Raw genomic sequence first — 12,305 nt, 5'->3', positions numbered from 1 at the left:
CTCTTAAACAAATATTATAGCACCAAAATGTGAAGGTTTCTACTGCGCCCAATTGGATTTGTTGACCGGAAAAGAAATTTGCTCTGAATCATAGATCACGATTTCTGCATGGGCATGACTATTGCGAAACTGAGAAAATGTTTCCTCAAGTTCGTCAGGAGAAATATTTCCGACTAGATGTACGCACGGTTCAGCCTGCTGTTGTTCAGACGATTCTTTGATGCGCTTCTGATTTTCGTCCAGAAAGCGATCCAGCCGTTTCATCAAAAACCAGCCGAACAGGAACATTAGCGCCGTCCCAGCGATCAAAACGCTATCTTCCATATACCCTTACCGTCCGTTCAGATTCGGAAGCACTTTTGCAGCGCTTTGTATTCGCCCAACGCTAAAATCGTTATTTCCCCGGACAGCACTGTATCCGGCGTAATGGAAACGTCGGTTTTTCCGGAATGTTTGATGCCGAGAATGTTAATGCCATACTTTCTGCGAATATCCAGTTCACCAACACTTTTGCCGATCCACCCGGCCGGAACTTCTACTTCAAAAATGGCGTGCTGCTCGTCGATCTCTATGTAGTCGAAAATATGGTCGGCAGTGTATCGGATCGCTGCCCATTTTGCCACCTGTTTTTCCGGGTAGACTACCTGGTCGGCACCGTTGCGAAGCAGAAACTTTGCCTGCACATCACGCTCGGCACGCGACACCACGCACTTCGCCCCCAGCTCTTTCAGCAGCGAGGTGGTTTCCAGCGAGTTCTGAAAGTTTCCGCTGATGGTTACGATGCAGACATCAAAATTTCCGATGCCAAGAGAGCGAAGAAACTCCGCGTTTGTACTGTCGCCAATTTGTGCGTTGGTGACATATGGCAGCACATCATTGATTCGTTCCTCGTTTGTATCGACCGCCATGACCTGATGCCCCAGCTGAGAAAGCTGTATTGCAATATGCCGTCCGAAGCGGCCTGTGCCAATCAATAGAATGTTTTTCATGTGAAAAGACTCCTTATCCAATCGTGATTTTTTCCTGCGGCAGCTTTGCATTCCCCACCTTTTTGCTGGAAAATGTCGCATAAATGAGGGTAAGACCGCCGACTCTGCCCAGATACATGAGCGTGATCAACACCATCTGCGATGGAATGTGCAGCTGCGGTGTAATACCAAGTGTCAATCCCACCGTCCCGACCGCCGATGCCGTTTCATACAGGCAGACAGACAGCGGAAGATTCTCATATGCGCTGATAAAGACAGCACCGCCAAAGAACAGCATCAAGTACATCGTCAGAATGGTCGCGGCGGTCTTGACGGCGCTGCAATCGACTCTGCGTCCGAAAAATCGGGCACTATCGCGCTGGCAGAAGGTTGCAGTGGCATTGGCAAGCAGAACCGCCAGTGTCGTTGTTTTCATACCGCCTGCTGTAGAACCTGGAGAACCGCCGATCAGCATCAAAAGGATTATTACGCCCTGTGATGCACCGGACATCGTGGAAAGATTTACCGTGTTGAAGCCCGCTGTCCTCGGCGTGACAGACTGAAAAAAGGATGCCAGCAGCCGGTTTCCGGCGGGAAGCGCGGAAAAGTCTGAAAAGAAGAAAAACATAGCAGGCAGAAAAATTAAAAAACCTGTCGTGACCAGAATCACCTTGCTCTGCATTCGGTAGCGATGAAACCGCCACTTGTTTTCAAAGATGTCATCCCACGTCAGAAATCCAATACCGCCGATCACGATCAGCAGCATAATCGTGATATTGATTACCGGGCTGTCCGCGTAGCCGGTAAGAGATGGATAGTGGTTGCTTTCTGTCCCAAGAATGTCAAACCCGGCGTTGCAAAAAGCGGATATGGAATGAAATACCGCCATCCAGATGCCGCGCCATCCATAGTCCCGGCAGAATACCGGCAGCACGGCAAGCGCTCCCAGCAGCTCAATCAGAAACGTCCCTCGCAGGATGAAGCGTGTCAGACGGACGATTCCGCCGACCTTTGGTGCTGAAATTGCATCCTGCATGGTGCTGCGCTGCATCAGAGAAATTTTTCGCCCGGACAACAACGCAAACGATGCTGCTACGGTTACGACACCAAGACCACCAATTTGGATCAGTGCCAGAATAACCGCCTGCCCAAAGGTTGACCAGTAGCAACCTGTATCCTGTACTACAAGCCCTGTCACGCAGACGGCAGAGGTCGCAGTAAACAGCGTTTCATTGAATGGAGTTACATTCTCTCCAGTCGTGGAGATCGGCAGCATCAGCAGTAGCGCTCCGAGTAGAATGACCCCGGCAAAACCCAAGGTGATAATTTGAAAAGACGAAAGACGGCGCTTTCGTCGAATAAGCTCTTCCGGCATAAAGGCAGCTCCTTATTTTTGTGATGGTCATATTATACAGCTGGAGATTTTAAGAGCGGATAAGGGAGATTTAACGATGTATTAAGATTGAATAAAGATGAGGAGATTGCTTGTGCAGATTGGGCAAGATGGTTTATTTCAATCGCTTTATTTGCGGAAGTGAGGTGCGAAGGTTGAGGGAGGAATTACGATGAAAACCCGGAAAAGTGCGCCGAGATATGAGTAGGATGCTGGAAAATATGTGTTTTTGGTTGTATACTGTGTATGTGAATAAAATCGGGGGAGTAACTATCAGAAAAGTTCGCTCGGAATCGTCTGGAAAAATTTCGGGTAAACGGAGAGGAGAAAGAGAGGGTAGAAGTTTATGAAACTGGGATTTATTGGAACGGGAATCATTACGACGTCCGTCGTGACTGGATTCTGCGAGAGCGGAATGGAGAATCTGCAGATCGTTGTATCGCCGAGAAATAAAGAACGGGCGCAGATGCTGCATGAGAAATACCCGGAGATCGTGTCGGTCGCGGCGGATAACCAGGAAGTTGTGGACCGGTCGGACTGGGTCTTTGCGGCGCTCCTTCCGAAGGCGGCGGAAGATATCTTAAAACCGCTTCATATCGGACCGGAGAAGAAGTTTATCAATCTGGTTGCAACGCTGAGCTTAAAGCGCATCGAGGAAATGTTTGGACCGAGAGAGATTCTGGCGGATGTTGTGCCTCTGACCTTCGCGGCGAACCGATTCGGACCGGTGGTGATTTACCCGGATATCCCGGAGGTAGTCGATCTGATGAGTCACGTCGGCAAGCCGGTTCCGGTCGATACGCCGAAGCAGATCGCGATCCTTAGGAGCACGACGGGCCTGATGAGCGCTTACTATATGCTTCTGACCGTCATTATCCAGTGGTGTGAGAGAAACGGGCTGGATGAGCCATCCGCACGGGCATACATCACCGAATTTACTGGGGCGCTGTCCCGCAAGGCAGCGACGTGGGACGGGGATCTGGAAGACCTTGCCAGAGAAATGACACCGGGAGGACTGAACTGGATGGCGCTGACGCATCTGGAGGAAAAGGATGCGTATACGCCTTGGACGGAGATTCTGGGGCCGATTTTGGAGAAGGTTATAAAAGAATAGAGTCGAGGTGGAAAAACTCGGGGCGCACATTTCTCACGCCCCGAGTTTTTCTTTTAATTAAAGTGTGAGTATTCTAAAAAAGTAGTTGCTTTTTTTAAGAAGGAATGATAGTATATAGAAAACACTTTAGTACGCTACCATGATAGCAAGATAAACAAAAGTGATGGGAGCTATAACGGCAGGATATAGACGAGCGGGTGATTGTCCGGCAGATTTTGTTGAGGCGGGGCGGTTGCGGCGGCAGTTGAGAGGAGATAGAGCATGAATTTAGAGATTCAGAGCCTTCGGAGGGCGGAGGCGGCGACGCTTCGCCTGAGAGGTCTTTATGAGAGCTATGGATACCGCAAGTACCGGATGGGGCGGTTTGAGGAATATAGTTTGTATGCAGCGAATAAAAGTTTCCTGCTGGGGGAAAATGTGCCGACATTTACGGATCTGGACGGACGCCTGATGGCTCTCAAGCCGGACGTGACGTTGAGTATCGCGAAGAACACCAAGGCAGATAAAAATACGTGCGAGAAGGTCTATTATCTGGAGAGTGTGTACCGTGAGAGCAAGGAAAGCCACACTTACAAAGAGATCAGCCAGATGGGACTGGAGTGCATGGGCGGCGTGGATGACTGCGTGATCGCGGAGGTGCTGGCGCTGGCGCTCAAGAGTCTGGCGGATTTTGAGACGGACTATGTGCTCAAGATTTCCAACATGGATTTCGTGGTGGGACTGATGGAAGAGCTTCCGGTCAATGCCGATCAGAAAGATATCATTTTAGGGCTGATCCGGACGAAAAACCGCAGCGGGCTGGAAAAACTGTGCGCGGATCTGGCACTGCCGGAGGGCGATACAGAGAAATTGATGAAGGTTTCCGGGCTGTACGGAGAGTTTGGGCGTGTGCTGGCAGAGGCAGGTGTGATCGCGGATACACCGAAAATGAAGGAGGCGGTTGCACTTTTATCCCGTCTGTATGAGGTTCTGGAGGCGATGGGACTGGGCGGACAGCTTGACAAGGTGCGGCTGGACTTCTCGATGATCAATGACATTGAATATTATAACGGTATTATTTTCCAGGGATTCTTAGATGGTCTGGCACGCCAGGTGCTTTCCGGCGGCCAGTACGACGGCATGATGGCAAAATTAGGAAAGAAAGCCGATGCGATCGGATTTGCCATCTATTTAAAAGAGCTGGAGCGCCTGCCGGAAAAGAGCATCCGCTACGATGTCGATGCGCTGGTGCTCTATGAGCCGGATGTCGATGTAGTGCGCCTGTGCCAGGCGGTTGAAAGCCTGCGCCGTCAGGGACTGCGTGTGCGGGTGGAGAAAGCTGTGCCGGAGGATCTGCGTTACTGCTATCTGTACCGGTATGACGGACGTCTTTCCCTGGAAGAGGACCGGGAAACTGCCTTTCAGGAGAATGGAAAGGAGGGTGCGAGATGTTAAACATAGCACTGCCGAAGGGAAGACTGGGCGATCAGGTGTATGAGCTTCTGGCGTCGGTCGGATATGACTGCAAGAGTATTTACGACGAAAATAGAAAACTGGTGTTTGAGAACCCGCAGACGGGTGTCCGCTACCTGCTCGTAAAGCCGAGTGATGTGGCAATCTACGTCGAGCACCATGCGGCAGACGTCGGAATCGTTGGAAAAGACATTCTGATGGAGAGCAACCCGGATGTATACGAGCTTCTGGATCTGGGACTTGGAAAATGCCGGATGTGCGTGGCTGGAAAAGAGGATTACGTCGAGGACAAAGACCGACCGGTGCGCGTGGCAACGAAATTTACGAATATTGCGAAAGAGCATTACGCGAAGCTGGGACGCGATATTGATATTATCAAATTAAACGGAAGCATTGAGCTGGCGCCGATTCTGGGACTTTCGGACGTCATCGTGGATATTGTAGAGTCGGGCAGCACGATCCGTGAAAATCACCTGAAAGTGCTGGAAGAGTTCCTGCCGATCAGCGCCCGTTTCATCGCCAACAAGAGCAGCTTTGAGTTTAAAAACAAGCAGATCACCGAGATGGCGGAGAAGCTGAAGGGCGCGGTGGAAGCACACCAGAAGAAAAAGGAACAGAAAGAAAAAGAAGCAAAAGAGAAAGCGGAGAAAGAAACCGCAGCAGAAGATAAAAAGGAGGCGTAGGCAGATATGAGCCGTTTTTTGAGCAAAGCAAGCGAATCACTTCTTCCGTATACACCGGGTGAGCAGCCGCAGGGGCGGAAATTTATCAAGCTGAACACAAACGAATGCCCGTATCCGCCAAGCCCGAAGGTTGCGGAGGCGATTCTAGCGGGGTATGAGGAAAATTCTTCTAAAATTATGCCGCTGGAACTTGCAAATTTACGCCTTTATTCGGATCCGGAAGAGCGCGTCCTCATCGAGGCGATCGCCGACCACTACGGCGTGGGAACAAACCAGGTCATCGCGGGCAATGGTTCCGACGAGATTTTAGGTTTTGCATTCCGGGCATTCTGCGACCAGAACGCGCCGCTTCAGTTCGCGGATCTGACGTATGGCTTTTATCCGGCACTGTGCGGGCTCTATGGAATCCCGTTCAAGGTAGTTCCGCTGGAGGAAGATTTTACCTTAAATATCGAACCGTATAAAAATTGCGGAAATAATGTGATCATCGCCAATCCAAACGCCCCGACAGGCATGAACCTGCCGCTTTCTGCGATTGAGGAAGTAGCGGCGTCCAACCCGGACCGCGTTGTGATGGTGGATGAGGCGTATGTGGATTTCGGCGGCGAATCGTGTGTATCACTGCTTCCGAAATACGAAAATCTGGTGATTATCCAGACCTTTTCCAAATCCCGCAGCTTAGCCGGCGCGCGTGTCGGATTTGCGATCGCAAACCCGGAACTCATCGCGGATATGAACCGGATCAAATACAGTTTTAACCCGTACAACGTCAACCGCCTGTCGATTCTGGCTGGCGCGGCGGCGATGCGCGACTGGGACTACACGAAAGAATGTACCGGGCGCATCTGCAAAACGCGTGAAAAAACGACCGAGGCGCTCCGGGCACTTGGATTTACTGTACTGGATTCGAAGACCAACTTCATTTTTGCCAAGAGCGGCGATATGCCGGGAAAAGTCTATTTTGACGGACTGCGCGAGGCAGGAATCCTGGTAAGACGCTGGGACAGCGAGCGGATCAAAGATTACGTCCGCATTTCCATCGGATCCGAGGAAGAGATGGAAACGTTTGTTGAGGAGACGAAGAAGCTGGTGGAAGCGGCGAGAAGTGCAGTTGTAAGATAGGCTGGAATTCAATAGGTTCACGCATTTACTGTGGGAACCGTATGAAAATGCTGGCAGCATGGTTTTTGTAGATGGGGCAGCTGTGAATAAGAAAGGAAGGCTGGAAGAAATGTCAAGAGAACGCAAGATTTCATTAGAACGAAACACGGCAGAGACGAAAATCAGCCTGTCGATTGATTTAGATGGAACGGGAAAATATCAGGTCGATACGGGCTGCGGATTTTTAAACCATATGCTGGAGCTCTTTGCCAGACATGGACGGTTTGACCTCACATTGAAATGTGACGGAGATACGCAGGTCGATTACCATCATACGACAGAGGACATCGGAATCGCCATGGGACAGGCAATTTTAGAGGCGCTGGGTGATAAAAAGGGCATCCGCCGTTATGGCAGTTTCCTGCTTCCAATGGATGAAACACTGGTAATGACGGCGCTCGATTTAAGCGGACGTTCCTATCTGGTCATGGATGTGGAGATTCCGACCGAAAAAGTGGGCGATTTTGATACCGAGCTTGTAAAGGAATTTATGATTGCACTGTCCTCCAACAGCCGGATGACGCTGCATTTTAAAATGTTCCACGGCGAAAACAGCCACCATATCATCGAGGCGATGTTCAAGGGACTGGGACGCGCGCTCGGCGAGGCGGTGTCGATTGACGAGAGGTACCGGGACGAGATTCCATCGACAAAAGGGGTATTATGATCTAAGATAAAAGTAAGTATAACAAATCTATTTAATGGGTTTATAATGATTCAGCGGGTTCCTGCGTTGACTGCGGGAACATACATGAATTGATATAGGAGGCTGCAAATGATAACAATTATTGACTACGGCGTGGGAAACCTGTTTTCCCTCAGTTCCTCCCTCAGTTACCTGGGACTGGAAAATAAAGTCAGCCGCGATCCGGAAGATTTAAGAAAAGCGGATCACATCATTTTACCGGGCGTCGGTGCGTATGGTGATGCGATTGCGAAACTGCGCGGATCCGGAATGGCAGAGCCGCTGCTGGATGAAGCAAAAGCAGGCAAACCGATCATGGGAATCTGCCTCGGAATGCAGCTTCTTTTTGATAAAAGCTATGAATACGGCGAGCATCAGGGTCTGGGACTGATTCCGGGCGTGATGGCAGACTTAAAAGAAGACATTCCGGCAAACCTAAAAGTGCCGCACATGGGCTGGAACAGCCTGCATCTGACGGAAAAAGGAAAGAAGCATCCACTGTTTAAATACAGCAAAGAAGGCGATTACGTCTACTTTGTCCACAGCTTCTATGGAAAAGATTGTGATGAGAGTCTGCTGGCAACCTCGGAGTACGGCATTCCGGTCACGGCGTCCGCGGCAAATGAAAATGTCATGGGCTGCCAGTTCCATCCGGAGAAGAGCGGGGAAGTAGGACTGCGGATTCTGAAAGCGTTTTCGGAGATATAATTAATAGAAAAACAAGAAAGGTAACTGTTTTTTCAGGTTTGTAGATTGGATTTAAACAGTTATGGAGAGGAAACGGACATGGAGCTATTTCCGGCGATTGATTTGCGGGACGGCAAGGCGGTGCGCCTGGTGCAGGGCGATTATAACCAGATGACAGTATTCAGCGACCGACCGGAAGAGGTGGCGCTGGGATTCAAGGAGCAGGGCGCGAAAAACCTGCATGTGGTCGATCTGGACGGCGCGAAAGACGCGGCGCTGGCAAATTTTGACACGATAGAGAAGCTGATTAAGACAACGGGATTATTTGTAGAAGTCGGCGGCGGCATCCGCAACGAGGCATCCATCGACAAATACCTGTCGCTCGGAGCCGGACGCGTGATTCTCGGCACGGTGGCGGTCACAAATTATCCATTTGTCGAAGAAATGGTCCGCAAATACGGCGATAAAATTGCAGTCGGTGTGGACGCGAAGGACGGTTTTGTGGCGACTCACGGGTGGCTTGAGACGAGCGAGGTAAGAGGCGTTGACTTCTGCCGCCGCCTGCGCGATACGGGAGTGAAAACGGTCATTTACACCGATATTTCCCGCGATGGAAAGATGCAGGGAACGAACCTGGAGCTTTATAAAGAATTATCGCAGATTGAAGGGCTGGATATCGTGGCGTCCGGTGGAATCAGCAGCCTCAAGGAGATTGAGATCTTGAAAAATGAGGTGTATGGTGCGATTTTAGGAAAAGCGCTGTATCTGGGTGCGATTGATTTAAAGGAAGCACTGAAATATTCCGTTTAGGAGAAGCGCCGTATAAAAAGCGGCAAAAAAATCATTCGAACGATTCGAATGAATAATCAGAAAAAGAAATCAGGAGGGAACGGCATGATTTCAAAACGTATTATTCCGTGTCTGGATGTAAAGAACGGGCGTGTCGTGAAAGGCGTCAACTTCGAGGGAATCCAGGATGTGGCGGATCCGGTCGAGATGGCAGAATTTTACAACCAGAGTGGCGCGGATGAGCTGGTATTTTATGATATTACGGCAAGTGTAGAAGGAAGAAAAATCTTTACCGACATCCTGACTGAGGCGGCAAAACGGGTTTTCATTCCGCTGACGGTCGGCGGCGGCATCAGCACGCTGGATGATTTCGACCGCGTTTTAAAATGCGGCGCGGACAAGGTCAGCGTCAACAGCGGCGCGATCAAAAATCCGGAGCTTATTACCGAGGCGGCACACCGCTACGGCGATCAGTGTGTGGTGCTTTCGATGGATGTTAAACGTGTTGGAGACGAATACCACGTATTTAAGCAGGGCGGGCGTGTCGATACAGGCATTGATGCGCTGGAATGGGCAGAATCCGGCGTCAGACGCGGCGCAGGAGAGCTGGTGGTCAACAGTATCGATACGGACGGTGTGAAGCAGGGATTTGACATTCCGATGCTTTTGGAGATCGCGAAGCGTGTCGATGTGCCGATTATTGCATCGGGAGGCGCGGGAAAGAAAGAAGACTTTTTAGATCTCTTCCAGTATCCGCAGATCGACGCGGGACTGGCGGCGAGTATTTTCCACCGGAAGGAAGTAAATATTAAGGAACTCAAGCAGTATTTGGCGGAGAATGGGGTGGAGATGCGGTTGATCTAAATCGCATAGATTCCCAAAAAGTTAGAGGGCGGTGCTTTTTCGTGAGTAGGACGGAAAACGGGCGTCCAGAAACTTCCGAAAAACGCTTGCGCTCTTGCGCCTACGCAGCGGTGCTAAGTTCGAAAAGACCTCACTAAGCACCGGCGTATGCGATGTTTTCTACAGTTTTTGGGCACCTGTTTTCCTGAGGATCGCGGGAGTGGGCGTCGGCGCTGCGTTGGACGCGGGGAATGTATATAAAAAATTTTAGTGGTAAGGCAGGATGAGAGTATGAGTGAGAATATCAACGAGATTGCAGGCGTAGAGCCGTCGTTTAAGATGGATGAGTTAAAGTTTAATGAGAAAGGTCTGATTCCGGCGATTGTGCAGGATCATTATAGCAAAAAGGTTCTGATGATGGCCTGGATGAATAAGGAGAGTCTGGAGATCAGCCTTCGTGAGAAGAAAACCTGTTTTTACAGCCGCAGTCGTCAGGAACTCTGGAGAAAGGGTGAGACGAGCGGGAATGTGCAGCATATTTCCAGTATTTATGCGGACTGCGATAAGGACACCTTGATTGTCGAGGTAGTCAAGGAAGGTCCGGCGTGCCATACGGGCGCGGAGAGCTGCTTCTTTGATCCGGTTTACCAGAACGAGGAGATCACGCCGTTTTCCTATGAGGGACTTTACGACCTCATTATGGGACGTAAGACGAATCCGAAGGAAGGAAGCTACACCACCTACCTGTTCGACAAAGGTCTGGACAAAATTCTGAAAAAGGTCGGCGAGGAGTGTACCGAGGTTATCATCGCGGCAGCGAAGAAAGACAAGGACGAAACGATCTACGAGCTGGCAGACCTGTGTTACCATGCCATGGTTCTGATGGCAGACGCGGGCATCAGCGTAGAGGATGTGACGAAAGAGCTGGCGAAGCGGCATGTGGTGGATCATAAGGTGAAGCAGGAGTATATGCGGTAGAGCGGGCGAAATTAGAACGATTGAAATTGAAAAAGGTTAGAGGGAAAGCCATGCAGAGGTTCACAGATAGCTGCATGGTTTCCTTTTTTTATTATGAGAGTTTATAACTGTTCACAGGTAGGAATTTTCTGAACTGAAAATTCCGTACGATACAGTTCTGGTTGCAGACTTTGCTTAAGATGTGATATTCAGAAATTCTTACTTGAGTAAGAAAGAATAACCTTTGAGCGAAAGATGGAAGGATGGAAAGATTATGTCAAAAAGATGATGTTAGAACAATAAAATTACGAAAAATCCGTAAAAACATTGACATAAAAATCAAGAATTCGTATATTATATAAAAAGGAGGTACAAAAATATGTTGGTCCAATTTAAAATGAAAAATGTTCTTTCCTTTAAAGAAGAAACGATTTTTGATATGACAGCAATCAGCGCTTATAAGGAACATCCATCGAACCTGATTGATATAGATAAAAAAGAAAAATTTCTGCGGGTAGCGGCTATTTATGGTGCGAATGCCAGCGGAAAGTCCAATTTCGTGTGGGCCCTGAAGCTTTTTAGGCGAATTGTTTCCCAGTCGTTGAACAATGTTGATGATGAAACAGAGTCGGTACTCAAAAAATACAGCAGACCATTTTCTTTTGAAGAAAATAAGGGAAATTCAGAGTTTGAAATTGTACTGATTTTGGGGGATGAGGAGTATCAGTATGGTTTTGAGTATAATTCTGAGAAAATTGTGACGGAATGGCTGTACAGAAAGAACCTAAAGGCAAACCGAAAAGCGATGATTTTTGAGAGAGCGATGCAGGAAGTGAATCTTGGGGCTTCTGTCAGAAAAAAATGTGAGGCTTATAAAGAACAAATTCCGTCGGAGACACTTGTGTTATCCTTCTTTAATAAACTTAATTTAAAAACAGATATTTTTAAAACCGTATATTCAGGGATTATGGATATTTTAGTTTTTACATCGGATGATTGTGAAAATACGAACTTCCTGGATGCCATCCTGCCTAGAATTATTGATAACGAAAAAGAAAAATTATTGGAGTTTCTCGCTGCAATTGATATTGGAATAAAGGATATTACGTATAAGAAAAAAGAAAAAGAAACGCTATTTTTTACATTTCATAAGGGAGAAGATGGGGAATTATATCCTTTAAATTTATACGATGAGTCAGAAGGTACAATCAAAAGTATCATGCTTTATATTCATGCTCATATGGCGATTATCAGCAATTATGTACTGGTGATGGATGAATTAAATGTAAAATTACATCCACTGCTGTTGAAATTTTTTATCGACTTATTCTATAATAACGACTCAATGGCTCAGTTGATTTATACCACACATGATACGACATTAATGGATAAGAAATTCTTTCGAAGAGATCAGATTTGGTTTGTACAAAAAGATGAGCTGGGACACTCGGAGTTGTGTGCGCTTTCGGATTTTAAGGTACGTTCCGATGCGTCATTTGAAAAGGATTATCTGGCGGGGGTATATGGAGGAATTCCATTTCTTAAGGAGTTTTCTTTGAAAGAAGGTGAGTAG

At 48.4% G+C, this 12,305-nt stretch carries 13 protein-coding genes; 10 read left to right on the top strand and 3 right to left on the bottom strand.

The features are described from left to right. Nucleotides 1-39: 39 nt before the first annotated feature. Genes DWZ45_RS10015 through DWZ45_RS10005 form a run of 3 tightly spaced genes read right to left on the bottom strand, consistent with a single transcriptional unit; the run spans nucleotide 40 to nucleotide 2,343 of the window. Nucleotides 40-324, bottom strand: a complete 285-nt coding sequence (locus DWZ45_RS10015; protein WP_147353110.1) for a hypothetical protein — start codon at nucleotides 322-324, stop codon at nucleotides 40-42. Between the two features lie 17 nt (nucleotides 325-341). Further along, nucleotides 342-989 (bottom strand): TrkA family potassium uptake protein, encoded by a 648-nt coding sequence (locus DWZ45_RS10010; RefSeq protein WP_118468933.1) that lies wholly within the window; start codon nucleotides 987-989, stop codon nucleotides 342-344. Nucleotides 990-1,002: 13 nt separating this feature from the next. After that, nucleotides 1,003-2,343 carry a potassium transporter TrkG gene (locus DWZ45_RS10005; protein WP_118468931.1) on the bottom strand — a complete coding sequence of 447 codons (1,341 nt, stop codon included), beginning with the start codon at nucleotides 2,341-2,343 and terminating at the stop codon, nucleotides 1,003-1,005. A 364-nt stretch (nucleotides 2,344-2,707) separates the two neighbouring features. Here DWZ45_RS10005 and DWZ45_RS10000 point away from each other — a divergent pair, with 364 nt between their 5' ends. From DWZ45_RS10000 to DWZ45_RS09955, 10 genes are all read left to right on the top strand, one after another. After that, nucleotides 2,708-3,475 (top strand): NAD(P)-binding domain-containing protein, encoded by a 768-nt coding sequence (locus DWZ45_RS10000; protein WP_107000889.1) that lies wholly within the window; start codon nucleotides 2,708-2,710, stop codon nucleotides 3,473-3,475. Between the two features lie 261 nt (nucleotides 3,476-3,736). Continuing rightward, nucleotides 3,737-4,909: an ATP phosphoribosyltransferase regulatory subunit gene (locus tag DWZ45_RS09995; protein WP_118468929.1), complete on the top strand. Its 1,173-nt coding sequence runs from the start codon at nucleotides 3,737-3,739 to the stop codon at nucleotides 4,907-4,909. Then, nucleotides 4,903-5,610, top strand: coding sequence for an ATP phosphoribosyltransferase (gene hisG, locus DWZ45_RS09990; protein ID WP_118468927.1), 708 nt, complete (start codon nucleotides 4,903-4,905; stop codon nucleotides 5,608-5,610). The genes DWZ45_RS09995 and hisG overlap by 7 nt, the downstream gene beginning before the upstream one ends. Nucleotides 5,611-5,616: 6 nt before the next feature. Next, nucleotides 5,617-6,732 carry a histidinol-phosphate transaminase gene (gene hisC / locus DWZ45_RS09985; protein WP_118468925.1) on the top strand — a complete coding sequence of 372 codons (1,116 nt, stop codon included), beginning with the start codon at nucleotides 5,617-5,619 and terminating at the stop codon, nucleotides 6,730-6,732. Between the two features lie 109 nt (nucleotides 6,733-6,841). Next, the gene (gene hisB / locus DWZ45_RS09980; protein WP_022360498.1) at nucleotides 6,842-7,438 is read left to right on the top strand and encodes an imidazoleglycerol-phosphate dehydratase HisB; all 597 of its coding nucleotides are present in this window, start codon (nucleotides 6,842-6,844) and stop codon (nucleotides 7,436-7,438) included. A 108-nt stretch (nucleotides 7,439-7,546) separates the two neighbouring features. Then, nucleotides 7,547-8,164: an imidazole glycerol phosphate synthase subunit HisH gene (hisH, locus tag DWZ45_RS09975; RefSeq protein WP_022360499.1), complete on the top strand. Its 618-nt coding sequence runs from the start codon at nucleotides 7,547-7,549 to the stop codon at nucleotides 8,162-8,164. A 78-nt stretch (nucleotides 8,165-8,242) separates the two neighbouring features. After that, nucleotides 8,243-8,953: a 1-(5-phosphoribosyl)-5-[(5-phosphoribosylamino)methylideneamino]imidazole-4-carboxamide isomerase gene (gene hisA, locus DWZ45_RS09970; protein WP_022360500.1), complete on the top strand. Its 711-nt coding sequence runs from the start codon at nucleotides 8,243-8,245 to the stop codon at nucleotides 8,951-8,953. Nucleotides 8,954-9,037: 84 nt separating this feature from the next. Next, the gene (gene hisF / locus DWZ45_RS09965) at nucleotides 9,038-9,796 is read left to right on the top strand and encodes an imidazole glycerol phosphate synthase subunit HisF (protein WP_117796566.1); all 759 of its coding nucleotides are present in this window, start codon (nucleotides 9,038-9,040) and stop codon (nucleotides 9,794-9,796) included. 270 nt (nucleotides 9,797-10,066) lie between these two features. Next, complete coding sequence (gene hisIE, locus DWZ45_RS09960; protein WP_227589461.1) at nucleotides 10,067-10,753, top strand: bifunctional phosphoribosyl-AMP cyclohydrolase/phosphoribosyl-ATP diphosphatase HisIE; 687 nt, start codon at nucleotides 10,067-10,069, stop codon at nucleotides 10,751-10,753. Between the two features lie 358 nt (nucleotides 10,754-11,111). Then, entirely contained in the window at nucleotides 11,112-12,305 is a 1,194-nt protein-coding gene (locus DWZ45_RS09955; RefSeq protein ID WP_118468923.1) for an ATP-binding protein, read from the top strand.

Source organism: Clostridium sp. AF32-7AC, assembly GCF_003477925.1.
Taxonomy (GTDB): domain Bacteria; phylum Bacillota; class Clostridia; order Lachnospirales; family Lachnospiraceae; genus Otoolea; species Otoolea fessa.
The sequence above is the reverse complement of the archived record's forward strand: the minus strand, read 5'-3'. Positions and strand labels throughout refer to the sequence as shown.

What these genes read in the sequence shown, in the direction of transcription:
- DWZ45_RS10015 (WP_147353110.1), bottom strand. Translation starts at nt 324, where the DNA reads ATGGAAGATAGCGTTTTGATCGCTGGGACGGCGCTAATGTTCCTGTTC.
- DWZ45_RS10010 (WP_118468933.1), bottom strand. Translation starts at nt 989, where the DNA reads ATGAAAAACATTCTATTGATTGGCACAGGCCGCTTCGGACGGCATATT.
- DWZ45_RS10005 (WP_118468931.1), bottom strand. Translation starts at nt 2,343, where the DNA reads ATGCCGGAAGAGCTTATTCGACGAAAGCGCCGTCTTTCGTCTTTTCAA.
- DWZ45_RS10000 (WP_107000889.1), top strand. Translation starts at nt 2,708, where the DNA reads ATGAAACTGGGATTTATTGGAACGGGAATCATTACGACGTCCGTCGTG.
- DWZ45_RS09995 (WP_118468929.1), top strand. Translation starts at nt 3,737, where the DNA reads ATGAATTTAGAGATTCAGAGCCTTCGGAGGGCGGAGGCGGCGACGCTT.
- hisG (WP_118468927.1), top strand. Translation starts at nt 4,903, where the DNA reads ATGTTAAACATAGCACTGCCGAAGGGAAGACTGGGCGATCAGGTGTAT.
- hisC (WP_118468925.1), top strand. Translation starts at nt 5,617, where the DNA reads ATGAGCCGTTTTTTGAGCAAAGCAAGCGAATCACTTCTTCCGTATACA.
- hisB (WP_022360498.1), top strand. Translation starts at nt 6,842, where the DNA reads ATGTCAAGAGAACGCAAGATTTCATTAGAACGAAACACGGCAGAGACG.
- hisH (WP_022360499.1), top strand. Translation starts at nt 7,547, where the DNA reads ATGATAACAATTATTGACTACGGCGTGGGAAACCTGTTTTCCCTCAGT.
- hisA (WP_022360500.1), top strand. Translation starts at nt 8,243, where the DNA reads ATGGAGCTATTTCCGGCGATTGATTTGCGGGACGGCAAGGCGGTGCGC.
- hisF (WP_117796566.1), top strand. Translation starts at nt 9,038, where the DNA reads ATGATTTCAAAACGTATTATTCCGTGTCTGGATGTAAAGAACGGGCGT.
- hisIE (WP_227589461.1), top strand. Translation starts at nt 10,067, where the DNA reads ATGAGTGAGAATATCAACGAGATTGCAGGCGTAGAGCCGTCGTTTAAG.
- DWZ45_RS09955 (WP_118468923.1), top strand. Translation starts at nt 11,112, where the DNA reads ATGTTGGTCCAATTTAAAATGAAAAATGTTCTTTCCTTTAAAGAAGAA.